Genomic DNA, 23,809 nt, shown 5'->3' on the forward strand with positions numbered 1-23,809 from the left:
TCCACGATCGTGATCATCGTTCGACGGCGACCGCCAGCGCGTCGTCGAGCGTGCGGTGCCGGAAGTCGTAGCCGGCGGCCAGGAGCTTCGCCGGGATCGCCCGCTGCCCGTACAGCAGCATCTCCTCGCCCATCCCCCCGGGCAGCAGCTTCACCGCGGCGGCCGGCACGGCCAGCGGCGCCGGCCGGTGCACCGCCTGCGCGAGCGCCCGGGTGAACTCGGCGTTGGTGACGGGCGCCGGGCCGGTCACGTTCACCGGCCCCCGGACCTGCGGGTGCTCGACGAGGAAGCAGATCGCGCCCACCTCGTCGTCGAGGGAGATCCACGGCCAGTACTGCTCGCCGGACCCGATCCGGCCGCCCAGCGCCAGCCGGAACAGCGGCCGCACCGGCCCCAGCAGGCCGCCCCGGCGAGCCAGCACCAGCCCGGTGCGCAGCGTGACCACCCGGGCGCCGCCGTCGGCCGCGGCACGCGTGGCGGCCTCCCAGTCGCGCACCAGCCCGGCGAGGAACCCGTCACCGCAGGGCGCGCTCTCGTCGATCTCCGCGGGCCCCGCGTCGCCGTAGAAGCCGACGGCGGCTGCCGACACGAACGACGCGACGCCGTGCTCGGCGACCGCAGCCGCCAGCACCTCCGTCGGCCCGATCCGGCTGTCGCGCAGCAGCTGCTTGCGCGCGCCGCTCCACGGCCGGTCGGCGATCCCGGCGCCGCCGAGCGACACCACGGCGTCGACACCGTCGAGCGCGCCCCGGTCGATCCGACCCGCCGGCGGGTCCCAACGGCGCTCGTCGGGCCCTGCCGGGGCGCGCCGCACCAGGCGCAGCACGTCGTGCCCCGCCGCCCGCAGCTGGGCGACGACAGCCGTACCGATCAGACCGGACGATCCGGCTACGAGGACGCGCACGCGTCGATCTTCGCCGAACCGGCGCCCTCGCGCGACCCGGCGAGGGCGCCGCGGGGGTCAGAGCCCGAGGTCGGACTCGAACGCACCCTCCTCCAGCCGCGCCTTGATCGCCGACACGAAGCGGCCGGCGTCGGCGCCGTCCACGAGCCGGTGGTCGTAGGTCAGCGGCAGGTAGCAGACGGAGCGGATCGCGATCGCGTCCTGACCGTCGGCGTCGCTCACCACCACGGGCTGCTTCGTGATCGCCCCGGTGCCGAGGATCGCGACCTGCGGCTGGTTGATGATCGGGGTGTCGAACAGCGCGCCGGCGCTGCCGATGTTGGTGATCGTGAACGTGCCGCCGGACAGCTCGTTCGGCGACACCTTGTTGGCCCGGGTGCGCGCCGCGAGGTCCGCGATGCGCTTGGCCAGCCCGGCGATGTTGAGGTCGTCGGCGTCGTGGATGACCGGCACGATCAGCCCGCGCGGCGTGTCGACGGCGATCGCGAGGTGGACGGCACCGTGGTAGGTGACCTCCTTCGTCTCCTCGTTGATCGACGCGTTGACCTGCGGGAACGCCTTCAGTGCCTCGACGGTCGCCTTCGCGAAGAACGGCAGGTAGGTGAGCTTGACGCCCTCGCGGCGCTCGAACTCCGCCTTGGCCCGGGCCCGCAGCGCGGCGATCCGGGTGACGTCGACCTCCTGCACCGTGGTGAGCTGCGCCGAGATACGCAGCGACTCGCTCATCCGCTGCGCGATCACCTGCCGCAGCCGCGGCATCTTCACCGTGGAGCCCCGCTGCGGGCCGCCCTCGGCGGGCTTCGGGGTGGCCTGCGGCGTGCGCGGCGCCGCCGCGGCGGGAGCGGCCGGGGCAGCCGCGGCGGCCGGGGCGGGCTCCGGTGCCGGCTCCTCGGCGGGCTTCGCGGCCTCCGCCGCGGCCAGCACGTCCTGCTTGCGGATGCGGCCACCGACCCCGGAACCGGTGATGGTCGACAGGTCGACCCCGTGCTCCGTGGCGAGCTTGCGCACGAGCGGCGTGACGTACGGCGCGCCACCGGAGTCGGAGTCGGCCTCCGCCGCCGGCTCCTCCTTCTGCGCAGGCGCCGACTCCTGCTTCGGCTCCTCCTGCTGCGCGGGGGCCTCCTGCGCGGGCGCTTCCTGCTGCGGCTCCGGTTCGGGCTCCGGCTCGGACTCGGCAGGGGCCGCGTCGGCGTCGCCGACGACGGCGAGCTGCGCGCCCACCTCGACGGTCTCGTCCTCCTGCGCGGTGATCTCCAGCAGCGTGCCGGCGACCGGCGACGGGATCTCCGTGTCGACCTTGTCGGTGGACACCTCCAGCAGCGGCTCGTCCACCTCGACGGTGTCGCCGACCTGCTTGAGCCACCGCGTGACGGTGCCCTCCGTGACGCTCTCCCCGAGCTCCGGCATCTTCACGGACGTGCCGGAGCCGCCCTTCGCGGCGCCGCCGCTCGTCGCGGACGGTGTCGGACGCGGGGCCGGTGCGTCGGCCGGGGCGTCCTCGACCTCGGGCTCGTCCCCGGCGTCCTCAGCCGCCTCCTCGGCGGCCTGGGCGGACGCGCTGTCGTCGGCCGTCTCCTCGGTGCTCTCGTCGGTGGACGCGGGCGCGTCGCCCGAGCCCTCGCTGGCGTCGCCGATGATGGCGAGGTCGCCGCCGACCTCGACGGTCTCGTCCTCGCCGGCCACGATGCGCTGGAGCACACCCGCGGCGGGCGAGGGGATCTCGGTGTCGACCTTGTCGGTCGAGACCTCGAGCAACGGCTCGTCGACCTCGACGGTGTCACCCTCCTGCTTGAGCCACCGGGTGACGGTGCCCTCGGTCACGCTCTCCCCGAGGGCGGGCATCTGGACGGTGAAGGCCATGGCGGGTCGGTACTCCTGTCCTCGACTGCGATCGGCGGCGAGCCGGTCAGCTGTGGGCGTGCAGCGGCTTGCCGGCGAGCGCCAGGTGGGCTTCGCCGAGTGCCTCGTTCTGGGTGGGGTGGGCGTGGACGAGCGCGGCGACGTCGTCGGCGTGCGCGTCCCAGTTGTAGATCAGCTGGGCCTCGCCGATGAGCTCGCCGACCCGGGCGCCGACCATGTGGATGCCGACGACCGGGCCCGGGGTGCCCTGGGCGCCGGCCTTGACCAGCTTGATGGCGCCCTGGGTCTGCAGGATCTGGCTCTTGCCGTTGCCGGCCAGGTCGTAGGTGAGGGTCTGCACCTCGCCGTGGCGTTCGCGGGCCTGCTCCTCGGTCAGCCCCACGGAGGCCACCTCGGGCTCGCAGTAGGTGACGCGCGGGATGCCGGCCTCGTCGATCGGCGGCGGGTTCAACCCGGCCAGCTGCTCGGCCAGGAAGATGCCCTGGGCGAAGCCGCGGTGGGCGAGCTGCAGGCCGGGCACGATGTCGCCGACGGCGTACACGTTCGGCAGGTTGGTGCGCAGCTGCTCGTCGACCTGCACGAAGCCGCGGTCCATCGCCACGCCGGCCTCGGCGAAACCGGTGTCGGCGGTGTTCGGGCCGCGACCGACGGCGACCAGCAGGTAGTCGGCCTCCAGCTCCTCACCGGTCTCCAGCGACACGGTGACCGACTGCTCGGTCTGCCGTGCGCCGGTGAACTTCACGCCCGTGCGGAAGGCGATCTTGCGGCGGCGGAACGCCCGCTCCAGCAGCTTCGACGCGAACTCGTCCTCGGCCGGGACGAGCCGCGGCAGCGCCTCCACGATCGTCACGGAGGCGCCGAAGCTCGCGAACACGCTCGCGAACTCCACGCCGATCACCCCGCCGCCGAGGATCACGACGCGGCCGGGCACCTCCGAGAGGTGCAGCGCCTCGTTGCTGGTGACGATGCGGCCGCCGATGTCGAGGCCGGGGAGGGTGCGGGCGTAGCTGCCGGTGGCGAGGACCACGTCGGTGCCGACGTAGCGCTCGTCACCCACGACGACGGCGTTGGGCGCCTCGAACCGGCCGGTGCCCTGCACCACCTGGATCTTGCGGGACGCGATCAGCCCCTGCAGGCCCTTGTACAGCCGGGCCACCACGCCGTCCTTGTAGGAGTGGACGCCGGCCATGTCGATGCCCTCGACGCTGGACCGCACCCCGACCTTCGCGCCCTCGCGGGCGGCGTCGGCCACCTCGCCGGCGTGCAGCAGGGCCTTCGTGGGGATGCAGCCCTGGTGCAGGCAGGTGCCGCCGAGCTTGTCGCGCTCCACGAGCACGACCGACTTGCCCAGTTCGGCGGCGCGCAGCGCGCACGCATAGCCACCCGAACCGGCACCCAGGATCACCACGTCCGCGTTGTGCACCGTGTGCTCCGGCACCCGACAGCTCCCTTGCGACTTCCGTCGGCCCGGGGTCGGCCGGGCTCTCCGGCCCATCTTGTCACCCATGGCCATCCCGGGCGGGATGTGGTCCGTCCGGGAGAAAAACACAGCGCACGGGCGTTGACAGGACCAGGAGGTGGTCCTCATGGGACTGTTGGGCCGACTGCGTGGCCGGGAGGCCGCCGACACGGACGACCTCGCCCGGCTGCGCGCCTGGGTCGGCGCGCACCACGGCGTCGAGGCGTTCGTCGAGCCGCGCACCGCCGTCACGCCGACGACCGTCCTGCTCGTCGACGCCGACGGCGCGTGGACCCGCGGCCGCGTCACCGGTCCCGCCGCCGCCACCCGGTTCGCCCGGAAGCTGCGGATGCCCGTCTACGACGCCCAGATCGTCGGCTACCCGCAGCGGATGCGCGACCACGACGCGCGGGAGCGCATCCTGCGCCGGCGCCGCCAGGCCTGAACGCGCTGCTCAGCGGCGACGCAGGGTGTCCAGCGCGTAGCGGCCCGGCCCGATCGCGACGAGCAGCAGGAACACCCAGCTGTACAGCGCGGCCGGCTCACCCTGGTTCAGCACGGGCAGCGCGCCCATCGGCTGGTGGACCATGAAGTACGCGCCGGCCATCACCCCGGACAGCACGAACGCGGTCGGACGGGTCCACAGGCCGGCGGCGATCAGGATCGCGCCGACCAGCTGCAGCGAGCCGACCACCCACGGGAAGCTCCCGACGGGAGCCGCCGCGCCCTGCCCGTCCAGGCCCCCGAACGCGCCGTACGGCATCACCGCGTGCACGGCGTACAGGAAACCGATGACCAGGCGGAAGGCGAGCACGACGGCGTCGCGCGCGGCTTCCTGGCGTGCGGTGGGGGCGGCGGAGGTCGAGGCGGCGGCGGTGCGGGTGATGGTGGTCGCGGTCATCGCGGGCTCCCGGGGTGCGTGGGGCGGGGTTGTCGGGAGGTAGACCGCAGCTCCTCGGAAAACTCATCGCCGCGCCCGGAGAAATCCCCGCGAGTTGCCCCGTTCGACAGGGCGAGTTGGCCCGTTCGACAGGGCGAGTCGCCTGCTCAGGCGGCCAACTCGCCCTGCTGGGACGGGCAACTCGCCCTGTCGAGATGGGCAACTCGCGCGGCGGAACGCGGGACTCGAGGGGTCAGGGCCGGTCGGCGAGCTCCTGCAGCAGGGCGGCCAGGGTGCGGACGGGGACGCCGGTGCCGCCCTTGGTCGTGTAGCCGTAGGGGCCGCCCGAGTGGAACGACGGGCCGGCGATGTCGATGTGTGCCCACTCCAGGCCGTCGGGCACGAACTCGCGCAGGAAGATGCCGGCGGCGAGCATGCCGCCCCAGCGGTTGCCGGTGACGTTGGCGATGTCGGCGACGCGGGAGTCGAGGCCTTCGCGCAGGTGGTCGGGCAGCGGCATGGCCCACGCGTCCTCGCCGACCTGCCGGCCGAGCGCGGCGACGCGGTCGCGCAGCTCGTCGGTGCCCATGACGCCGGCGGTGCGCATGCCGAGCGCGACCTGCTGGGCGCCGGTGAGGGTGGAGACCTCGACGAGGAGGTCGGGGGAGTCCTCGGCGGCCCGGGCGATGGCGTCGGCCAGGATCAGCCGGCCCTCGGCGTCGGTGTTGAGCACCTCGACGGTGGTGCCGTTGTACATGCGCAGCACGTCGCCGGGCCGGTACGACGCGCCGGACGGCATGTTCTCCGCCATCGGCACGGTCGCGGTGACGGCGACGGGCAGGTTCAGCTTCGCGGCCAGCACGGTGGTGGCGACGACGGCGGCGGCGCCGCCCATGTCGCTGGTCATGTGGTCCATGTTGGCGGCCGGCTTGATCGAGATGCCACCCGTGTCGAACGTGATGCCCTTGCCGACGAGCGCGACCTTGGCCCGCGGCGCGTCACCGCCGGCCCAGGTGAGGCGCACGAGGCGCGGCGGACGGGTGGAGCCCTGCCCGACGCCGAGGATGCCGCCGTAGCCGCCGTCGGCGAGCGCCTGCTCGTCGAGGACCTCGACCTCGACGCCGGCGTCGGCGGCCAGTGCGGCCGCGCGCTCGGCGAACGTGGCCGGGTAGAGGTCGTTGGGCGGGGTGTTGACGAGGTCGCGGGTGGTGACGACGGCCTGCGCGACGGCGGCGGCGCGCGCGATCTCCGCGGCGTCGCCGTCGAGGTAGAGCCGGCCGAGCGGGGCCTTGCCGTTGGAGCGGCGGTACTCGGTGAACGTGTAGGCGCCCAGCACGCTGCCCTCGCCCGCCGCGGCGAGGTCGAGCGCGCCGAGCGTGGACAGCGCGTGTGCGGAGCCGGCGAGCGCGCGGGCCGCGGCCCCGCTGGCGCGGCGCACCCGGTCGCCGGGGATCCCGCCGTCCGCGGGCCTGCCGAGTCCGACGGCCACCAGCAGCGGCGCGGCGATGGCACCGGCCGTCGGGATCTTGACGACGTCGTCGGCCTTGCCGGTCGCGCCGACGGCGGCGAGGAGTTCCGGCAGCCGGCCGTCGAACGCCTCGGCGACGTCGGCGGCGCCGTCGGCGAGCACCGGCCCGTCCTCGCCCTGGACGAGCCCGACGACCACGGCGTCGACGGCGGCGGTCGCGGCGGAGGCGGTGGCGGGGTGCAGCTCGGTCGTCACGTGCGCGGACTTCCTCTCGGGGAGCGGTGGGATCGGGGGCGAGATCCGTTCGAGATGCTAATGACACCGGCGTGCGCCCGGATCGGGCAGCCCGGGATGCTTGGCTGTACAAGTGCCTCCGCCACCGCGTCGACTCAGTACGGCCGATGTGGTCGTACTGGGGTTGGCGACGGTGCTCGGTGCCGGCGCGTTCGCCGTCTGGGGTCCGGCGGCGGCCGCCGCGGGACGGTGGTTGCCGCTCGCGGTGCTGCTCGCGGCTCTCACGGCGTTCTGCACCACCGCCTCCGCCGCCGAGCTGGTGCTCGCCGGCGAGCGCCCGTCGACGGACGGGGTGGGCGACTTCGGCGCCCTCGACATCGTCCGTGCCCGGTTGCCCGACGCCGTCGGCCGGCTGGGCGCGGTCGCGTTCCTGGTCGCGCGCACCGCGGCCGCGGCGGCGGTGGCCTTGGTGTTCGGGTCCTACGTGCTGCCGACGGCGTCGGTCCCGGCGGCGATCGGCGTGATCGTGGTCGCGACGATCGCGCACGTCGCGGGCCTGCGCGCGACGGTCCGCGGCACGTACGCCCTGGTCGGCGGCACGATCGCGGTCCTGCTGTTCGCCGTGCTCGCCGCGCTGCTGATGACGGGTCAGGCCCCGGTGGCGCCGGCTGCCGGGTTGGTGCTCGACCCGGTCGTGCTGGGCTGGGGCGCGCTGGGCATCACCGGCGCGGCCGGGTACGTGTCGTTCGCGTTCGCCGGGCTGGCCCGTGCCGCGGTCGTCGGCGCGGCGGCGGAGGAGCCTCCGGCGGCCCTGCGGCGCGCGGTGCTCGCCACGTCGGCGATCGGGCTCGCGGTGCTGCTCCTGCTCGCGGTCGCGCTGCTCGCCGGGATGGGCCCGGAACGGCTGGCCGGCGAGGTGGCACCGCTGGCCGCGGTGGTCGACGCGGGTCGCGCACCGGCGATGGGCGTGCTGGTCCGGGTGGGGGCCGCGGTCGTGGCACTCGGGGCACTGCTCGGCATCATGGGCGGGCTGAGCCGCACCGTGGTGACGATGGCGCGCGCCGGTGAGTTGCCGGCCGCACTGGCCGTGGCCGGTGCTCGGGGCACGTCCTGCCGGGCCGGGCTCGTCGCCGGGGCGGCGTCGATCGTGGTGGTGCTGCTGGTCGGGCAGGCCGCCGCGATCGCGGTGTCTGCGTGCGCGGTTTTGCTGGCCTACGCGGTGGTGAACCTGGCGGCCATGCGGCTGCCGGCCGCCGGTCGCAGCTGGCCGCGCTGGGCACCGGTGCTGGGCCTGGTGCTGACGCTGGTGCTGGCGGCGTCGTTGCCGCCGATCCAGGTGCTGGTGGCGGTGGCACTGGTCGCGGTGGGATGGGCGGCCGCCACCGTGCGGGTCACCCCATGATCGCCGCGTAGCCGGCCAGGTGCAGCTCGAACGCCGCGCGCACGCCGTCGACGTCGCCGGTGGTGAGCAGGTCCAGCAGCAGCCCGCGGGTGACGGCGAGGCCGAGCCGTGCGTGGGCGCGGGCCGCGCCCGCGGGTAGCCCGAGGCGCACGAACTGCTCGGTGACGGGGTCGAGCCACGCCGTGACGACCCGGTCGAGGAACTCGGCGGTGTGCGGCCGGCCGGCCAGCGCCTGCCCGTAGACCTCGAAGAACAGCCGCTCCGCCGGCCACAGCGCCGGGTCGAGGAGCTGCTCGGTGAACCGCCTGGACTGCTCGAGCGGCGGGATGTCCGGGTCGGCGAACAGCTCCGCGAGGCGGTCGCGCTGGCGCTGCTCCACGCGCTCGACGATGGCCGTGACCAGAGCGTCGCGGGAGCCGAAGTGGTAGCTGAGCATCCGGTGGCTGGTGCCGAGCTCGGCGGCGAGCGCGCGCAGCGAGAGCTCACCCAGTCCGTGCTGCTCGACGTGGGCGATCGCGGCGTCGAGCAACGACTCGCGGGACAGCATGTACCACATGGTACATTCTTCGGGTGGAGTTCACGCACACCCTGCACGTGGCCGCCCCGGTCCAGCGCCTGCACGCCGCGCTCGTCGACGTCGAGGACTGGCCGCGCTGGACGCCGTCGATCACGTCGGTCCGGCGCCTGGATCCCGGGCCGCTCGCCGTCGGCTCCCGCGCCGAGGTGCGCCAGCCCAAGCTGCCGCGCGCGATCTGGACGGTCACGCGGCTCGACGAGGGCGGCATGGTCTGGGAGTCCAGGGCGCCCGGGGCGCGCACGGTCGGCGAGCACCTCGTCGAACCCGAGGGCGACGGCGCCCGCCTCACCCTCCGGCTGGTGCAGCACGGCCCGCTCGGCCGGCTGGTCGGGCGCGTCTACGGCGGTCTCACCCGGCGCTACCTCAGCCTGGAGGCGGAGGGTTTCCGGCGCTGCTGCACCGAGGCCGAGCGGGCGCAGTAGCGTCCGGAGCGTGGACGATCTCCTGACCAGCCCGCTGCACGACCGGCACGTCGCCCTCGGGGCCACCCTCGGTGAGTTCGGCGGCTGGTCGATGCCGCTGTCCTACCCCGACGGCACCGTCGCCGAGCACCTCGCGGTGCGCGGGGCGGCCGGCGTGTTCGACGTGAGTCACCTCGGCAAGCTCGTCGTGGCCGGGCCCGGCGCGGCGGAGTTCGTCAACCGCTGCTTCACCGCCGACCTCGGGAAGATCGGGCCGGGGCACGCGCAGTACACGCTGTGCTGCACCGAGTCCGGCGGTGTCGTCGACGACCTGATCGTCTACCTCGTCGGGCCGGACGAGGTGCTCGCCGTGCCGAACGCGGCCAACTCCGCGCAGGTCGCCGAGCTGCTGCGGGCCGCAGCACCCGAGGGCGTCACGGTCACCGACCGGCACACCGAGCGCGCCGTGCTCGCCGTGCAGGGCCCGGCGTCGGCCGAGGTGGTCACCTCGGCGCTCGGCGGGATCGACCTGGGCGGCCTGGACTACATGGCGTTCCTGGACGCGCAGATCGACGGTGGCTCCGGCGTGCGGGTCTGCCGCACCGGCTACACCGGCGAGCACGGCTACGAGCTGATCCTCCCGAACGACGGCGCCGGACCCGTCTGGGACGCGATCCTCGCCGAGGGCGCCGCCCCGTGCGGCCTCGCGGCCCGCGACACGCTGCGCACCGAGATGGGCTACCCCCTGCACGGGCAGGACCTGTCGACCGCCATCACCCCCGTGCAGGCCGGCAGCAGCTGGGCGGTGGGCTGGGACAAGCCCGAGTTCTGGGGCCGTGACGCGCTGCTCGCCGAGCGATCCGCCGGACCGGTGCGCCGGCTGCGCGGGCTGCGCGCCACCGGCCGCGGCGTGCCCCGTCCGGGCATGGACGTGCTGCGCGACGGCGAACGGGTCGGCGTCACCACGTCGGGCACGTTCTCGCCGAGCCTGAAGACCGGCATCGCGCTCGCGCTGATCGACACCGCGGCCGGTGTCGAGCTCGACGACACCGTCACCATCGACGTGCGCGGACGCGCGCTGGAGGCCACCGTCGTGAAGCCGCCGTTCGTGGCGACGCACGTGCGCTGATCAGCTGCTGGGACGGGGGATGGTCGGGCTTCCGACCATCGACCGGCCCGGTTACCTTGTCCGCATGACCGTGCCATTCACCCGTACCCCGCACCCTGCTCCCACACCCCCGGAGCGGCGCGCGGAGATCCTGGCCGACCCCGGCTTCGGCAGGTACTTCACCGACCACATGGTCACGATCCGGTGGTCGGCCGAGCGGAGCTCGTCGGAGCGAGCAGACAGCGCCGACCGGGGCTGGCACGACGCCACCCTCCAGCCCTACGGCCCGCTGTCGTTCGACCCGGCCTCGATGGTCCTGCACTACGGGCAGGAGATCTTCGAGGGGCTCAAGGCCTACCGCCACCCCGACGGTTCGATCGCCTGCTTCCGGCCCGACGCCAACGCCGCCCGGTTCCGCCGGTCCGCGGCGCGCATGGCGATGGCCGAGCTGCCCGACGAGCTGTTCCTGGAGTCGTTGCGGCAGCTCCTCGACGCCGACCGCGAGTGGGTGCCGGCCGCCGGCGGCGAGGACTCGCTCTACCTGCGGCCCTACATGCTCGCCACCGAGGTGGGGCTGGGCGTGCGACCGTCCGCCGAGTACCTGTACGTGCTGATCGCCTCGCCCGCGGGCCCGTACTTCGCCGGCGGCGTCAAGCCCGTCGACGTGTGGCTGTCCACCGACTACACCCGCGCCGCGCAGGGCGGCACCGGCACGGCCAAGTGCGGCGGCAACTACGCCGCGTCCCTGCTGCCGCAGACCCAGGGCACGGCGCACGGCTGCGCGCAGGTCGCCTACCTCGACGCCGAGGAGCGGACGTGGGTCGAGGAGATGGGCTCCAACAACCTGTTCTTCGTCTTCGGCTCCGGTGACCACGTGGAGGTCGTCACGCCGACGCTGTCGGGCAGCATCCTGCCGGGCATCACGCGCGACGCGCTGCTGGTGCTCGCGAAGGAGATCGGCTGCGAGGTCACCGAGCGGCGCATCTCCGGCAAGGAGTGGATCGACGGGGCGAACGACGGCACCATCAGCGAGGTCTTCGGCTGCGGCACCGCTGCGGTGATCACGCCGATCGGCGGCGTGAAGAGCCACGACGGCGAGGCGCGGATCGGGGGCGGCCAACCCGGCCCGGTCACCCTGCGGCTGCGCGAGCTGCTGACGTCCATCCAGCGCGGCGCGGCCCCGGACACGCACTCGTGGATGCACACGATGGTGCCGGCCTGACGGAGGCGGCCCGGATGGTGGCGGTGATCAAGGGCAAAAGGTCGTTGACGAAGATCGACTGACGACAGTTTGCCCTTGATCACCGAACTGCCGCCACCACCAAAGCCGCCGTGGTCGCCAGTTCGCACACCGCGCCCAGCGCGTCGCCGGTGACCCCACCGAAGCGCCGCGCGGTATGCCAGGCCAGGCCGATCGCGAGCACTGCGGCGAGCGCGACCGCCACCGGCCCACGCCAGCCCAGCACCGGCACCGAGGCCCCGGCGAGCACCAGCCACCACAGCGGCGCGACCCACCACGGCTGCGAGCCGGCGACCAGCGCGCCGAGCCCGTCGGGACGGGCCGCGGGCACCCCGCGCCGGCACGACCACGCGAACGTCGCCCGCCCGGTCGCCGCGGCCAGCGCGACCGCGGGCACGGTGGCGGCGCCGAGCGCCGCGGCCTGCACCCCCAGCACGACGAGCAGCGTCACCACCGCGAACGGGCCGGCGCCGCCGTCACGCAGCACGGCGAGCGCCCGCTCGGGCGGGCCGTAGCAGCCGAGCCCGTCGGCGGTGTCGGCGAGCCCGTCGACGTGCATGCCCCGAGTGGCCAGCGCCAGCGCACCGACGGTCAGCAACCCGACCACCAGCGCCGGCAGGCCGAGTGCGCTCAGGCCCACGACCAATCCGCCGGCGGCCGCACCGAGCAGCAGCCCCACCACCGGTGCCCAGCGCAACGCGGCCGCCGCCGTCGCCCGGTCGACCGTCGCCACCCGCACGGGCAGGACGGTGAGCAGGGACAACGCGACCGCGAGCCCCTTCACGCCGGCGCGGCCCCGGCCAGCAGCAGAGCCGCCATCCGCACGAGCGGCAGGGCCGCCGCGGCGCCGGTGCCGTCGCCCAGCCGCACGCCGAGGTCGACGAGGGGTTCCAGCCCGAGGCGCTCGACGACGATGCCGGCCGCGGGGTCGGTCGAGCGCTGGGCCAGCAGCCACCACGCCTTCGCGCCGGGCGCGAGCTGCTCGGCCAGCAGCGCGGCCGCGGCCGGCACGACGCCCCCGTCGAGCAGGACGGGGGTGCGGCGCAGCGCGGCCTGCAGGCAGAACCCGGTGAGCGCGGCGATGTCCGCGCCGCCCGCGACGCGCAGCAGGCCCAGCGGGTCGTGCCGGACGGCCTTCGTGCGGCGCAGTGCGTCGCGGACGGCGGCGGCCTTGCGCATCCAGGTGGCGTCGTCGATGCCGCTGCCGCGCCCGACGACCGCCACCGGCTCGGTGCCCGTCATCGCCGCGACCAGCACCTCCGCCGCGGTGGTGGCCCCGATCCCCAGCGAGCCCGGCACGAGCAGGTCGGCGCCGGCGTCGACCTCCTCGTCGGCGATCGCCCGCCCGACGGCGACGGCGTGCGTGGTCTCGGCCTCCAGGAGCGCGTCCTCGCGGTCGATGCGCCCGCTGCCCGGCCGCACCCGGTACTGCCCGCCGCCGGTGATGCCGCCCGCCGCGAGGCCGACGTCGACGACGCGCACCGTGGCCCCGCCGACCGGCGCCAGTATCGCCACCGGCGACGACGAGTGGTGCAGCGTCGTGACCTGCTGCGCCGTCATGCCGGCCGGGTGCACCGACACGCCCGCCTCGGCGATGCCGTGGTCGCCGGCGATGACGACGATCCGCGGCCGTTCCGGCGGCGGCGGCGGGCAGGTGCCGCGGGCGCCGGCGAGCCACACGCCCAGCTCGGCGAGGCGGCCGAGCCCGCCGGCGGGCACCGCCGACTCGGCATGGCGGGCCACCGCCGCACGGTGCGCCTGCTCGTCGGGGACGGGAACGGTGGGGAGATCCACGGGGTGTTTCCTAACAGCGCCGCTCGTCGACGATCACCGGGGGTCCTTCAGCCGGATCGGCAGGCCGGCCACGAGGAGCACCACCTCGTCGGCGACGGCGGCGAGGGCCGCGTTCAGGGCGCCCAGCTCGTCGCGGAACAGGCGGCCGGCCCGGGTCGCCGGCACGACCCCGAGGCCGACCTCCGCCGACACCAGCACCACCCGGCCCGGCGCGGTCGCCACGGCCGTGACCAGCGCGTCGACCCGGTCGGCGACGGCCGCCGGCACGGTCGCGGACTCCCAGGCGCCGGTGTCGTCGAGCACCCCCGTGAGCCAGGTCGCGAGATCGTCGACGAGCAGCGGATCGCCGCCGGCCGCGACGGTCGCGGCGACGTCGGCCTCCTCGATGGTCGTCCAGGCGGCCGGGCGCCGCGTCCGGTGCGCGGCGATGCGGGCCTCCCACTCGGCGTCGCCGTCGATCCGACGGGCGGTCGCGAGGTAGCGCACGGGCTCGTCGGCAGGCAGCAGCCCCTCCGCGTGCCCGGACTTGCCCGAGCGGGTGCCGCCGAGCACGAGCGTGATCACGCTGCCACGCTAGTGCCATGTCCTTCCGGTGGCGCTACCTCGACGGCGACGGCAATGCCGTGGACGGGCCCGACGAACGGTTCGCGGACCAGCAGGAGGCCGAGACCTGGTTCTCCGACGAGTGGCCGCAGCTGCGCGAGCAGGGCGTCGACGCCGTCGAGCTCCTGGACGGCGACGAGGTCGTCTACGGCCCGATGAGCCTCCAGGAGGGCGGATAGCCGACCTCAGGTCGCGAAGACCTGGGAGTCGTCGGCGAACGCCTTGAACTCCAGCGCGTTGCCGGCCGGGTCGAGCAGGAACATCGTCCACTGCTCGCCCGGTTGGCCGGCGAACCGCACGTACGGCTCGATCACGAAGGTGACGTCGGCGGCGCGCAGCCGCTCGGCCAGCTGCTGGAAGCGCTCGACGGTGAGGATGAGCCCGAAGTGCGGGACGGGCACGTCGTGGCCGTCGACGGGGTTGTGGATCGCGGCCCGGCGCGTCGGCGACAGGTGCGTGACGAACTGGTGGCCGTCGAGGTTCCAGTCCACCCAGGTGTCGGCCGACCGGCCCTGCGCGAGGCCGAGCACCTCGCCGTAGAAGCGGCGGGCGGCGGCGAGGTCGTCGACGGGCATCGCGAGGTGGAAGCGCGGGATGGGTGAGTCGAGGACGGTCATGTCGCAATGTTAACATTGCGACATGGTCGAGCCGAGGGTGCGGAAGGCCGAGCGGCGCGGGCTCGCCGACGAGGTGGCCGACCGGGTGCGCGACGCCATCTTCGCCGGCGCGTACGGGCCGGGCGAGCAGCTGCGGGAGACCGAGCTGGCCGCCGAGCTCGACGTGAGCCGCGGCCCGGTGCGCGAGGCGCTGCTGCGGTTGCAGGCCGAAGGGCTCGTCCATCTCGGCTGGCACCGCGGAGCCACCGTCACGGCGCTGACGTCGCGCGACGTCGCCGAGCTGCACAGCCTGCGCGGCGCCCTGGAGACCCTCGCCGTCCGGCTCGTGGTGGAGGCGGCCGATCCGGCCGGCATCGACGCCGTCGACGAGGCGGTGGCGCGCATGGCCGCGGCCGCCGACGTCCACGAGATGGCCGCGTGCGACATCGCGTTCCACGACGCCGTCTACGCGGCCACCGGGCACGGCCGGCTGGTCGAGGCGTGGCGGGCCATCCGCAACCAGGTCCACCTGTTCCTGCTCGCCCGGGTGGACGCCAGCGCCGAGGGGTACCTCGCCGAGCTGCCCGCCGAGCACCGCGAGCTGGCCGCGGCACTGCGGGCCGGGGACACCGATGCCGCGCTGGCCCTGTTCGACGAGCACCGGCGCCGCGCCTTCGACGTACTGGCAGATCACCGGCCGTAGCGGCTCAGGAACGTCCGCACGCCCTCCTCGGCGAGCTGCGCCAGCCGGTCGTCGGAGAGGCGGTCCCGGCCGGCGGTGAGCTCCAGCCGGTTGAGCGGCGCCCCGACGACGAGCCACACGAACTGCTCGGCGGCGACGGCCGCGTCGGGGATGGCCAGCCGGCCCTGCTCGGCGAGGGTCGCCAGCGCGTCGGCCAGGTTCTGCGTGTTGCGCTCCCAGCTGCGGGAGACGTAGTCGGCGGCGACCGCAGGCAGGGTGTCGGCCTGCGCGGCGACCAGTGCGCGCATCGCCAGCACCGGTTCGCTCAGGATCCCGGCCTGCAGGGTCGCGGCCAGCGCGCGCAGGCCGTGCTCGACGTCGCCGTCGGTGAGCAGCGCCGCCAGCTGCGGCGCGGTGGCGCTGCGGCCGCGGTCCACCCAGTCCTGCACGACGGCGGCGAACAGCGCGTCCTTGGACGGGTAGGCGGCGTAGAGCGTCTGCTTGGAGATGCCTGCCTTGGCCGCGACGGCGTCCATCGTGGTGCGGCGGAACCCGTGTTCCAGGAACTGGTCCCGGGCGAGCGTGACGAGCTCGGGCCCGACGGTGCCGGACGGCCGGCCGCGCTTCCGGCCGGTCGGGGATCGCTCGGGGGCAGCCATGCCGCCATCTTAGTACTTGCGCGTACGTAATACTCGAGGTTAAAGTACTGGTAGGTACTAAAAGGAGGAACCCGCGATGACCGTTCTGACCGCAGCCCCGACCCCGTTCCTGACCCGGCGCCACGTCCTGTACCTCGCCGCGGCCGCCGCCGTCCCGCTCGTCACGGCGTCGATCTGGTACACCGTCTTCGGCGCCACGTGGGTGGAGCTCTCCGGCATCGACCCCCAGCAGGCCGCCCGGCCCGGCGTCGGGGAGATGCTCGGCCAGCTGGCCCGCAACGTCGCCGTCATGCTCACGATGACCGTGCTGATCACGCGCATGGGCGTGCGGACGGTGCGCGGCGCGCTCGCCGTCGCCGCGACGGTGTGGTTCGGGTTCGAGGCGATGGCGATCCTCGGTTCGGTGCTGCACGAGGGCTACCCGTTCGTGCTGTACCTGATCCACGTCGGCGACGCGCTGCAGACCGCGCTGGTCATGGGCCTGTTCATCGGTCTCGCGCGACGCAGCGGCTCGACGCGATGACCGTCCTCGCCGTCGCGATCGCAACCGTGGCCGCGTTCGTCGTCAGCTCCGTCTACTACGCCCTGCTCACCCCGCTGGAGCAGCGCGTCCTCGGCGCGGCCGCACCCGACCGCGGGAAGCCGCACCCGGCGAAGGCGCTCGCCGAGCTGGCCCGCACCGCCGTGCTCGCCGCGGTCATGACGTGGGTGGCGGGCCGCGCGGGCCTGCTCGGGCTCCCCGAAGGGCTCGGCCTGGCCGCCGTGCTGTGGCTCGGCTTCCCGCTCATCCTGCTCACCGGCTCGATGCTGTGGGAACGCGTGCCGCTGGTCACCGCGGCCCTGCACGCCGGCGACTGGCTGCTGAAGCTGCTGCTCGTCGCCGCGGTGCTCGGCCTCGTCAGCGCGTGACGTACCCGATGGGGAAGTCGAAGTAGGTGTCCGGGTAGGGCTCGTCGGCCAGCGTGTGGTGCCACCACTCGCAGTCGTACGGACGGAACCCGCTGGCCTCCATGATCGCGCGGAGGTGCTCGCGGTTGGTCGCCTCCAGCTCCGTGATCCCGGACGCCCCGTGGTGCGAGATCGCGTCCATCAGGTCGTGGTCGCCGCCCATGGCGGCCAGCTCGCCGGTGGCGAGGTGGTACAGCGTCAGGTCCACGGTGCTGCCGCGGCTGTGCCCCGACTTCGCGGCCACGTAGCCGCGCTCGAACATCTCCGTGCGGTCGATGTTGGGGTAGTGCCGCTGCTTGGTCCGGCCGTCCTCGGGCTGCTGGGCCCAGCGCAGGAAGCTGTCGACGGCGCGTTGCGGGCGGTAGCCGTCCCAGAGGAGCAGGCCGAAGCCGCGGTCCGCGGCGTGCCGCCGCGCCCGGTCCAGCGCGGCGCACAGCGCCGTCGTGCCGACGATGCGGTTGGCCAGGTACCCCGGCACCGGCTTGCCGGTGAAGTTGTCCCAGGTCGCGTACTTGGCGTCCCAGCGGATCCCCGGAACGACCTCGTCCACCAGCGCGAAGCCGTCCCTCATCGGTTCTTGCCGGCGAGGGCGAGCGTGATCAGCCGGTCGACGACCTCACCGAGCGGCAGCCCGGCCGCGGCCATCATCCGCGGGTAGCGGCTGTACGACGTGAGGCCGGGCAGGGTGTTGACCTCGTTGAGGACCACCTCGTCGTCGTCGGTGAGGAACATGTCGACGCGCGCGAGCCCGCGGCACCCCAACGCGCGGTAGACGGACATCGCCGCCTCCTGGACGCGCGCCCGTGCCTCGGCCGGGATGTCGGCGGGAACGATGAAGGTGGCGTTGTCCGAACCGGTCTCGGGTGAGCTCTCCTGGTGGATGCGGAAGAACCCGTGGCTGAGCGCGACGTGGTCCACCTCGCCCGCGACCAGGTCGGCGCCCTCGCCGAGGATGGCGCAACCGATCTCGCGGCCGACGACGGCCTCCTCGATCAGCACCTTCTGGTCGTACATGCGGGCGATCTCCACCGCGGCCGCCAGCTCGTCCGGCCCCGCCACCTTGCTGACGCCGAACGAGGAGCCCGAGCGGGCCGGCTTGACGAAGACCGGGTAGGTGAGGCCGGCCGGATCTGCGCTCTCGCCAGGCGCGACGATGCGGAACGCCGGTGTGGCGATGCCCGCGTTCGCGGCGACGAGGTACGCGAGCGACTTGTCCATGCACAGCGCGGAGCTCTGGATGTCGCAGCCCACGTACGGGATGCCGGAGAGCTCCAGGAGGCCCTGGATGGCGCCGTCCTCGCCGAGCTTGCCGTGCAGGACGGGCAGCACAACGTCCAGGGCGATCGTCTCGTACCGGCCCTGCCCGCCCAGCACGACGAGCCCGTGGACGTCGCGGTCCGGGGACAGCACGGCAGTGCGGCACCAGCCGTCCTCCCACTCCGGTTCGGGGCCGTCGCAGAGCTTCCACGCGCCGCTCTCGGTGATCCCGACGTAGTACGGCCGGTACTTCGCCGGGTCGAGGCTCTGCGCGACCTGCCGCGCCGACTTCACGGAGATCGGGTGCTCCTCGGAGCACCCGCCGAAGAGGATGCCGACGGCCGCTCTATCCATGCTGCTTCCTGCTTTCGAAGTCCAGGCAGTTGACCAGGGAGTTCTCGACGGTGTCGCTCAGGGCGTGGTCGGTGTAGTAGGCCGTGTGCGGGCTGACGATCACGTTCGGCAGCTCCTGCAGGCGCAGCCACGGGCCGCGCGGCACCGGGTGGTAGCGGTGGTCGACGTAGAAGATCGCCTCCTCGCCCTCGAGGACGTCGAGCGCTGCGCCGCCCAGCCGGCCGCTCTCCAGCGCCGCCACGAGCGCCGCCGTGTCGATCAGCGGGCCGCGCCCGGTGTTCACGACGTGCGCGCCGTGCTTCATCCGCGCGATGCGGCCGCCGTCGAGCAGGTGGTGCGTCTCCGGGGTGAGCGGGGTGTGGAGCGTGACGACGTCGCTCTGCTCCAGCAGCTCGTCGAGCTCGACGTACTCGGCGGTGGTGCTCCGGCAGGTGTCGTGGGCGAGGACGCGCGGGCCGAAGCCGCGCAGCCGCTGCATGACGGCGGTGCCGATCCGGCCGGTGCCGACGACGCCGACGGTCAGGTCGCGCAGCTCCTTCCCCCGCACCCGGTTCAACCGGTAGTCGTGGACGTCCGAGCGGCGGATGGTGGTCCGGGCGTCGCGGAGCAGCATCAGGATCAGCATCAGCGCGTAGTCGGCGACGCTGTCGGGGGAGTAGGCGACGTTCCCCACGGTGATGCCGACGCGCTCCGCGGCCGCGAGGTCGATGTGGTTGCAGCCGACGCTCCTCGTCGAGACGTACTCGACGCCGACGTCGGCGAGGTGCTGCAGCGTCGCGTCGGTGACCGGGGTGCGGTGGTCGACGCTGACGCAGCGGTCGCCGGCCGCCAGCCCGGCGGTGGCCGCGGACAGCGCGGCCTCGACGAGGGTCGCCGTCACGCCGAACCGCGGCGCCAGCGCCCGGAACAGGGCGGCCTCGTCCTGGCCACAGCCGAAGACGGTGATGCCCGTCGTCGCGACGACCGGTGGCGACGCGGTCGGGGCCGGTTCGCTGCGGGGCATGGCCGCGAGTCAAGGCTCCGACGTGTTGCCAGCCCGTATGCGGATCTCGATACGCGGACGATATGTGCCGGGGCCCCGGCAGGGCAGGATCGCGGCATGGACATCGTCGTCACGGGCGCGGCCGGGTTCCTCGGTGCGGAGGTCGTCGCCGCCCTCCTGCGCCGCGGTGAGCTGCGCGGGCAGGAGATCTCGCGGGTGGTGACGGTGGACCGCGTCGCGCCCGCCGTCGAGGTCGATGGGGCAGGCCCGCGCCTGGTGCCGGCGGTGGGCGACATCGCCGACCCGGACCTGCTCGACGCGGTCGTCGACCAGGACACGGGCGTCGTGTTCCACCTGGCCGCCGTGGTGAGCGGGCAGGCCGAGGTGGACCACGAGCTCGGCGCGCGCGTCAACGTCGACGGCACCCGGCGGCTGCTGGAGGCCTGCCGGCGGGCCGGCAGCACGCCCGTCGTCGTCTTCGCCAGCTCGCTCGCCGTCTACGGGGGCGAGCTCCCGCCCGTCGTCGACGACGTGACGCCGCTGTGGCCGTCGTCCACGTACGGCACGCAGAAGGCGATCGGGGAGCTGCTGCTCGCCGACCACACCCGCAAGGGCTTCGTCGACGGGCGGGCGCTGCGGCTGCCGACGATCTGCGTGCGGCCGGGCGCGCCGAACCGGGCCGCGTCGTCGTTCCTGAGCGGGATCATCCGTGAGCCGCTGGCCGGGGTGCCGGCGGTCTGTCCCGTGCCGCCGGAGACGCAGGTGTGGCTGGCGTCGCCCGAGTCGGCGGTGGCGAACCTGGTGGCGGGCGCCGAGGTCGACCTCGGCTCCGACCGGCGCGGGGTGAACCTGCCGGGCGTGTCGGTCTCGGTGGGGGAGATGGTGCAGGCGCTGGCGGAGGCGGCCGGCCCGGAGGTGGCCGAGCTCGTCCGGTGGGAGCCCGACCCGGCCGTCGACGCGATCGTGCGGACCTGGCCGGCCCGCACCGACATCTCCCGGGCCGTGGCCGCCGGGTTCCGCGCCGACGCCGGCTTCGGCGACCTGCTCGCCGCGCACCTGCGGCGGATCGGTCGGTGAGACCCGGGGGAAACAACGCCCCCTAGCGTCTGGGACGTGGCTAAGGTGCGCATCCGCGCGGTCGCGTGCCGCGACCTCGACGACGAGCTGCTCGGCCGGCTGCACGCGATGGCGAACGCCCTGATGGCCGAGGACATCGAGCACTTCCGCCTGCACGCGGCGTCCAACGACGTCGTGCACGTGTTCGAGGCCGCAGGCGGCGAGGTCGTCGGGTTCCAGTTCTGGAAGAGTGCCCCGCTCGGGCGGTCACGGGTGATCGTCGGGGGGAAGCTGCGCGTCCTGCCGCAGTTCCGCGGCCGCGGGCTGCACCTGGAGTCCGGGCTGCGGTTCTACCTGCGCACCCGGCTGCGCCATCCGCTGGGCCGGATCTACCGGGTGTCGATGGCGAGCATGTTCGGGTTCGTGTCGATCACCGAGGCACTGGCCGAGTACAGGTTCTACGACCCGGCCCCGACCGATGCGGAGGGCAGGCTGCTGGACGGGGTGTTCCGCGAGATGGCCGGCTACAACGGCTTCCGCATCGACGAGGACGGGCTGTTCGAGGTCGACATCCACATGACCCCGCAGACCCTGCAGGCCTTCGGCGACGTCTACTTCGCCCGGCCCGCAGCGGTGGCCTACGCGACGCGCAACCCCGAGTTCCGCACCAACGGCTCCTACCTCGGGTTCTGGTTCCGCTTCACCCCGCGCAACGTGGCCGCGCTGTCCCGGGCCGTGGTGCGCAAGCGCCGCCGCTGACCGACGTCAGCGGGGCACGACCGCGTGCGCGCTGGCGTCGAACGCCGGGGCGACGACGAGCGTGGTGCCTGCCCGCTCGCACGATGCGACGGCGACGTGGCACGGCCGCGGCACCGACGGCGGCAGCCGTAGCCCGCCGTCGAGCTGGTAGCGCATGTTGGTGATCTTCCAGGCCGTCGCGGCGGGATCGGCCGGGGACTCCGGTGCCCGGTCCGCGCGCACCACCACCATCGCCTCGGTGACGCCCGCCGGCCACTCGAACAGCAGCGGGCCGGCCGCGGTCGCCGTCAGGTTCCGCACGGGCGGGATCCCGACGGGCGCCGGGGGCGCGGCGGCCGGCTGCGCGACCGACTCGACCAGGTCCGACACCTCGGTGCCGAGCCGGGCGACCACCCCGTACACCGGGATGGCGGCGTCGGGCGCGACGGCGCCGTCGACGATCGAGTTCGCGGCCGTCCGCCCGACGACCTGCCAGCGTCCGTCCGGCGTGCGCCGGCTGACCTTGTACTCGACCTGCGCCGCGCTGCCCGGGGTCCAGGTGACCGTGATCGACCGGTCGGCCTCGATCCGTTCCGCACGCACGTCGGACGGGGGCGCCGGGGCGAGCCTCGCCGGTGGCTCTGCTTCCTGCACGGCCACCGTCTCCGCGGCCGGCACCCGCGACGCCTCGTCGGGCTCCGCGGGACGGGTCGGGCGGTCCGGCGGGGAGGGGGAGGGCAGCGGCAGGGTCGGCGGCAGCGATCGGCCCGGTCGCGGCACCGGAGCCGGCGGCGGCCCCTGCGGGACGGGCGCGGGTCGCGGACGCGGTCGGGGCGCGGGGGCCAGCGCGGCCCGCAGCGCGGCGACGAACGCCGAGCAGGTGGGGAAGCGGTGGTCGGGGTGCTTGGCCGCGGCCCGCGCCACGACGCCGTCGACGGCCGGCGGCAGGTCCGGCCGCAGTTCCGTCGGGCGGGGCGGGCTGCCCGCGAGGTGGGCGTAGATCACGGCCGAGGTGTCGTCGCGCGGGTAGGGCACCTGACCGGTGAGGGCGCGGTACACGAGGCAGGCGAGCCCGTACTGGTCGGAGCGACCGTCCAGCCAGCGGCCCTCGATCTGCTCGGGGGAGGAGTACTGCAGCGTGCCGATGTACTGCCCGGCGGAGGTCAGGTCCGGCCCGCCGGACGTCGGGTTCTTGGCGATGCCGAAGTCGCAGAGGTAGACCTGCCGGTGGCCGTTGGGGCGGACCGTCCGCGCGATGAGCACGTTCCCCGGCTTGACGTCGCGGTGCACCAGCCCGGCCTCGTGGACGGCGTCGAGCGCGTCGGCCACCGGACCGAGCACCGCGCACACCAGCTCGCCGCTCAGCGGGCCCTCGCGGCGCAGGAGCGCGCCGAGGTCCTCGCCGTCGACGAAGCGCATCGACAGGTAGAGCAGCCCGTTCGCGTGGCCCGCGTCGTAGATCGGGATGACGTTGGGGTGCTCCAGGCTGGCCGCGATCGCGGCCTCCCGCTCGAACCGGCGCCGGTAGTCCTGGTCGGCGGCCAGCGGCGGCGGCAGCACCTTGAGCGCGACGGGGCGGTGCAACCGCAGGTGGGTGGCGCGGTACACGACACCCATCCCGCCCTCGCCGAGGACCGCGTCGATGCGGTGCCCGGCCACCACGTGCCCGACGAGGCCCGCGGCTGCGCTCTGCTGCTCCGGCACCGGCAGTCCGGGCTCCACCGGTCGGTGGAGCCCGTCCTCCTCTCCACACGTTCCGTGATGATCCTGCGAGCGCGGCGATCGACCGGGCCTGCCGTGGAGCCTACGGCTTCCGGCCGGGGCGCTGCGTGGAGCCGGAACTGCTCCGTCCGAGGGACGTCACACCCGGGCGGTCAGCTCCGGGTAGAGCACCTCCAGCCCGCCGGACAGGCCGGCCCGCACGGTGTGGCTGAGCTCGTCGGCCAGCACCTCCGGCGTGCCGGCCTGCACGGCGTCGAGCGCGCGGACCGCGACGACGGCCGGGTCGATCTTCTGGCCGGCGGGGACGCGCGCGGCCATGTCCGTGTCCATGTAGCCGACGTGCAGGGCGGTGACCGTGATCCCGGCCGGGGCGAGCTCGGTGCGCACCACGTTCGTCATGGCCCACTCGGCGGCCTTCGCCGCGCTGTAGCCGCCGACGCCGGGGCGGTGGATCCAGGACAGCACCGAGAGCACGTTCAGCACCGCCCCGCCGCCGTTGGCGGTGAGCACCGGCGCGAACGCGCGGATCATGTCGAGCGAGCCGAAGTAGTGGGTCGCCATCTCCCGGCGGATGTCGTCGAGATCGCCGTCGACGAGCCCGACACCGGTGCTGATGCCGGCGTTGTTGACCAGCAGCGTCGTGTCGGCGGCGAGCCGGGCGGCCGCGGCGACGGCGTCGGGGTCGGTGATGTCGAGCCGGATCGGGACGGCACCGGGCAGGTCGACCGACTCCGGGTCGCGGGCGCCCACGTAGACCTTGGCGCCCCGCTCGAGGAGCTGGGCGGCGAGGTGACGGCCAAGGCCGCGGTTGCCTCCGGTCACCAGTGCGACCGAGCTGCTGATGTCCATGACGTTGTCCTTTTCTAGACTGATTGGTGCGGTTTG

The 23,809-nt window shown here is 74.3% G+C and carries 27 protein-coding genes; 11 read left to right on the forward strand and 16 right to left on the reverse strand.

Annotation, left to right across the window (positions count from 1 at the left end):
* Positions 1-13 precede the first annotated feature (13 nt).
* Genes ACQEVB_RS38285 through lpdA form a run of 3 tightly spaced genes read right to left on the reverse strand, consistent with a single transcriptional unit; the run spans position 14 to position 4,202 of the window.
* Entirely contained in the window at positions 14-904 is an 891-nt protein-coding gene (locus ACQEVB_RS38285; RefSeq protein ID WP_432983942.1) for a TIGR01777 family oxidoreductase, read from the reverse strand.
* 57 nt (positions 905-961) lie between these two features.
* Complete coding sequence (sucB, locus tag ACQEVB_RS38290) at positions 962-2,764, reverse strand: 2-oxoglutarate dehydrogenase, E2 component, dihydrolipoamide succinyltransferase (protein WP_432983945.1); 1,803 nt, start codon at positions 2,762-2,764, stop codon at positions 962-964.
* Positions 2,765-2,810: 46 nt separating this feature from the next.
* Positions 2,811-4,202, reverse strand: a complete 1,392-nt coding sequence (lpdA, locus tag ACQEVB_RS38295) for a dihydrolipoyl dehydrogenase (RefSeq protein WP_432983948.1) — start codon at positions 4,200-4,202, stop codon at positions 2,811-2,813.
* A 148-nt stretch (positions 4,203-4,350) separates the two neighbouring features.
* Between lpdA and ACQEVB_RS38300 the strand changes: the two genes are divergently transcribed.
* Complete coding sequence (locus tag ACQEVB_RS38300; RefSeq protein ID WP_432983951.1) at positions 4,351-4,668, forward strand: oxidoreductase; 318 nt, start codon at positions 4,351-4,353, stop codon at positions 4,666-4,668.
* Between the two features lie 9 nt (positions 4,669-4,677).
* Here the strand turns inward: ACQEVB_RS38300 and ACQEVB_RS38305 are convergent, their stop codons facing one another.
* Both ACQEVB_RS38305 and ACQEVB_RS38310 read right to left on the reverse strand, forming a co-directional pair.
* A complete protein-coding gene (locus tag ACQEVB_RS38305; protein WP_432983954.1) occupies positions 4,678-5,124 on the reverse strand; it encodes a DoxX family protein in 447 nt (148 codons plus the stop codon).
* Positions 5,125-5,356: 232 nt separating this feature from the next.
* Complete coding sequence (locus ACQEVB_RS38310) at positions 5,357-6,826, reverse strand: leucyl aminopeptidase (protein ID WP_432983957.1); 1,470 nt, start codon at positions 6,824-6,826, stop codon at positions 5,357-5,359.
* A 172-nt stretch (positions 6,827-6,998) separates the two neighbouring features.
* Here ACQEVB_RS38310 and ACQEVB_RS38315 point away from each other — a divergent pair, with 172 nt between their 5' ends.
* Positions 6,999-8,207, forward strand: coding sequence for an amino acid permease (locus ACQEVB_RS38315; protein WP_432983960.1), 1,209 nt, complete (start codon positions 6,999-7,001; stop codon positions 8,205-8,207).
* On the opposite strand, the gene ACQEVB_RS38320 is transcribed toward ACQEVB_RS38315, so the two are convergent.
* The gene (locus tag ACQEVB_RS38320; protein WP_432983963.1) at positions 8,197-8,754 is read right to left on the reverse strand and encodes a TetR/AcrR family transcriptional regulator; all 558 of its coding nucleotides are present in this window, start codon (positions 8,752-8,754) and stop codon (positions 8,197-8,199) included. The two genes, ACQEVB_RS38315 and ACQEVB_RS38320, sit on opposite strands and share 11 nt — an antisense overlap.
* Before the next feature lie 23 nt (positions 8,755-8,777).
* Here ACQEVB_RS38320 and ACQEVB_RS38325 point away from each other — a divergent pair, with 23 nt between their 5' ends.
* The 3 genes from ACQEVB_RS38325 to ACQEVB_RS38335 all read left to right on the forward strand — a co-directional run bounded on the left by ACQEVB_RS38325 (position 8,778) and on the right by ACQEVB_RS38335 (position 11,515).
* Complete coding sequence (locus ACQEVB_RS38325; protein ID WP_432983966.1) at positions 8,778-9,206, forward strand: SRPBCC family protein; 429 nt, start codon at positions 8,778-8,780, stop codon at positions 9,204-9,206.
* Between the two features lie 10 nt (positions 9,207-9,216).
* On the forward strand, positions 9,217-10,314 hold the full coding sequence (gcvT, locus tag ACQEVB_RS38330; RefSeq protein WP_432983969.1) for a glycine cleavage system aminomethyltransferase GcvT: 1,098 nt from the start codon (positions 9,217-9,219) through the stop codon (positions 10,312-10,314).
* 64 nt (positions 10,315-10,378) lie between these two features.
* The gene (locus tag ACQEVB_RS38335) at positions 10,379-11,515 is read left to right on the forward strand and encodes a branched-chain amino acid aminotransferase (RefSeq protein WP_432983972.1); all 1,137 of its coding nucleotides are present in this window, start codon (positions 10,379-10,381) and stop codon (positions 11,513-11,515) included.
* A gap of 79 nt (positions 11,516-11,594) precedes the next feature.
* On the opposite strand, the gene ACQEVB_RS38340 is transcribed toward ACQEVB_RS38335, so the two are convergent.
* From ACQEVB_RS38340 to cobU, 3 genes are read right to left on the reverse strand one after another with little or no spacing between them, the layout of a single operon-like run.
* Positions 11,595-12,317 carry an adenosylcobinamide-GDP ribazoletransferase gene (locus tag ACQEVB_RS38340; protein ID WP_432983975.1) on the reverse strand — a complete coding sequence of 241 codons (723 nt, stop codon included), beginning with the start codon at positions 12,315-12,317 and terminating at the stop codon, positions 11,595-11,597.
* On the reverse strand, positions 12,314-13,327 hold the full coding sequence (locus ACQEVB_RS38345; protein WP_432983978.1) for a nicotinate-nucleotide--dimethylbenzimidazole phosphoribosyltransferase: 1,014 nt from the start codon (positions 13,325-13,327) through the stop codon (positions 12,314-12,316). The genes ACQEVB_RS38340 and ACQEVB_RS38345 overlap by 4 nt, the downstream gene beginning before the upstream one ends.
* A 33-nt stretch (positions 13,328-13,360) precedes the next feature.
* Entirely contained in the window at positions 13,361-13,891 is a 531-nt protein-coding gene (gene cobU, locus ACQEVB_RS38350; protein WP_432983981.1) for a bifunctional adenosylcobinamide kinase/adenosylcobinamide-phosphate guanylyltransferase, read from the reverse strand.
* Between the two features lie 17 nt (positions 13,892-13,908).
* Here cobU and ACQEVB_RS38355 point away from each other — a divergent pair, with 17 nt between their 5' ends.
* A complete protein-coding gene (locus tag ACQEVB_RS38355) occupies positions 13,909-14,109 on the forward strand; it encodes a hypothetical protein (RefSeq protein ID WP_432983984.1) in 201 nt (66 codons plus the stop codon).
* A gap of 6 nt (positions 14,110-14,115) precedes the next feature.
* Here ACQEVB_RS38355 and ACQEVB_RS38360 read toward each other — a convergent pair whose 3' ends face one another.
* On the reverse strand, positions 14,116-14,547 hold the full coding sequence (locus ACQEVB_RS38360; RefSeq protein ID WP_432983987.1) for a VOC family protein: 432 nt from the start codon (positions 14,545-14,547) through the stop codon (positions 14,116-14,118).
* 22 nt (positions 14,548-14,569) lie between these two features.
* Between ACQEVB_RS38360 and ACQEVB_RS38365 the strand changes: the two genes are divergently transcribed.
* Entirely contained in the window at positions 14,570-15,229 is a 660-nt protein-coding gene (locus tag ACQEVB_RS38365) for a GntR family transcriptional regulator (RefSeq protein ID WP_432983990.1), read from the forward strand.
* On the opposite strand, the gene ACQEVB_RS38370 is transcribed toward ACQEVB_RS38365, so the two are convergent.
* Positions 15,217-15,867, reverse strand: a complete 651-nt coding sequence (locus ACQEVB_RS38370; RefSeq protein ID WP_432983993.1) for a TetR/AcrR family transcriptional regulator — start codon at positions 15,865-15,867, stop codon at positions 15,217-15,219. The genes ACQEVB_RS38365 and ACQEVB_RS38370 overlap by 13 nt on opposite strands.
* A 76-nt stretch (positions 15,868-15,943) precedes the next feature.
* Between ACQEVB_RS38370 and ACQEVB_RS38375 the strand changes: the two genes are divergently transcribed.
* Positions 15,944-16,390, forward strand: a complete 447-nt coding sequence (locus ACQEVB_RS38375; RefSeq protein WP_432983996.1) for a DUF1761 domain-containing protein — start codon at positions 15,944-15,946, stop codon at positions 16,388-16,390.
* Positions 16,387-16,776 (forward strand): DUF1761 domain-containing protein, encoded by a 390-nt coding sequence (locus tag ACQEVB_RS38380; RefSeq protein ID WP_432983998.1) that lies wholly within the window; start codon positions 16,387-16,389, stop codon positions 16,774-16,776. The genes ACQEVB_RS38375 and ACQEVB_RS38380 overlap by 4 nt, the downstream gene beginning before the upstream one ends.
* Here ACQEVB_RS38380 and vanX read toward each other — a convergent pair.
* From vanX to ACQEVB_RS38395, 3 genes are read right to left on the reverse strand one after another with little or no spacing between them, the layout of a single operon-like run.
* Positions 16,766-17,386, reverse strand: a complete 621-nt coding sequence (vanX, locus tag ACQEVB_RS38385; protein WP_432984001.1) for a D-Ala-D-Ala dipeptidase VanX — start codon at positions 17,384-17,386, stop codon at positions 16,766-16,768. The genes ACQEVB_RS38380 and vanX overlap by 11 nt on opposite strands.
* Positions 17,383-18,426: a D-alanine--(R)-lactate ligase gene (gene vanA / locus ACQEVB_RS38390; RefSeq protein ID WP_432984004.1), complete on the reverse strand. Its 1,044-nt coding sequence runs from the start codon at positions 18,424-18,426 to the stop codon at positions 17,383-17,385. Before vanA ends, vanX begins: the two co-directional genes overlap by 4 nt.
* The gene (locus ACQEVB_RS38395) at positions 18,419-19,429 is read right to left on the reverse strand and encodes a D-isomer specific 2-hydroxyacid dehydrogenase family protein (protein WP_432984007.1); all 1,011 of its coding nucleotides are present in this window, start codon (positions 19,427-19,429) and stop codon (positions 18,419-18,421) included. Before ACQEVB_RS38395 ends, vanA begins: the two co-directional genes overlap by 8 nt.
* Before the next feature lie 96 nt (positions 19,430-19,525).
* Here ACQEVB_RS38395 and denD point away from each other — a divergent pair, with 96 nt between their 5' ends.
* Together denD and ACQEVB_RS38405 are read left to right on the forward strand one after the other, a co-directional pair.
* On the forward strand, positions 19,526-20,485 hold the full coding sequence (gene denD / locus ACQEVB_RS38400; RefSeq protein ID WP_432984010.1) for a D-erythronate dehydrogenase: 960 nt from the start codon (positions 19,526-19,528) through the stop codon (positions 20,483-20,485).
* Between the two features lie 36 nt (positions 20,486-20,521).
* A complete protein-coding gene (locus tag ACQEVB_RS38405) occupies positions 20,522-21,223 on the forward strand; it encodes a hypothetical protein (protein WP_432984013.1) in 702 nt (233 codons plus the stop codon).
* A gap of 6 nt (positions 21,224-21,229) precedes the next feature.
* On the opposite strand, the gene ACQEVB_RS38410 is transcribed toward ACQEVB_RS38405, so the two are convergent.
* Both ACQEVB_RS38410 and ACQEVB_RS38415 read right to left on the reverse strand, forming a co-directional pair.
* A complete protein-coding gene (locus tag ACQEVB_RS38410) occupies positions 21,230-22,906 on the reverse strand; it encodes a protein kinase domain-containing protein (RefSeq protein WP_432984016.1) in 1,677 nt (558 codons plus the stop codon).
* 156 nt (positions 22,907-23,062) lie between these two features.
* Entirely contained in the window at positions 23,063-23,773 is a 711-nt protein-coding gene (locus ACQEVB_RS38415) for an SDR family oxidoreductase (RefSeq protein WP_432984019.1), read from the reverse strand.
* Between the last annotated feature and the right edge of the window lie 36 nt (positions 23,774-23,809).

This window comes from Pseudonocardia sp. CA-107938 (assembly GCF_050936315.1).
In the GTDB taxonomy this organism is placed as follows: domain Bacteria; phylum Actinomycetota; class Actinomycetes; order Mycobacteriales; family Pseudonocardiaceae; genus Pseudonocardia.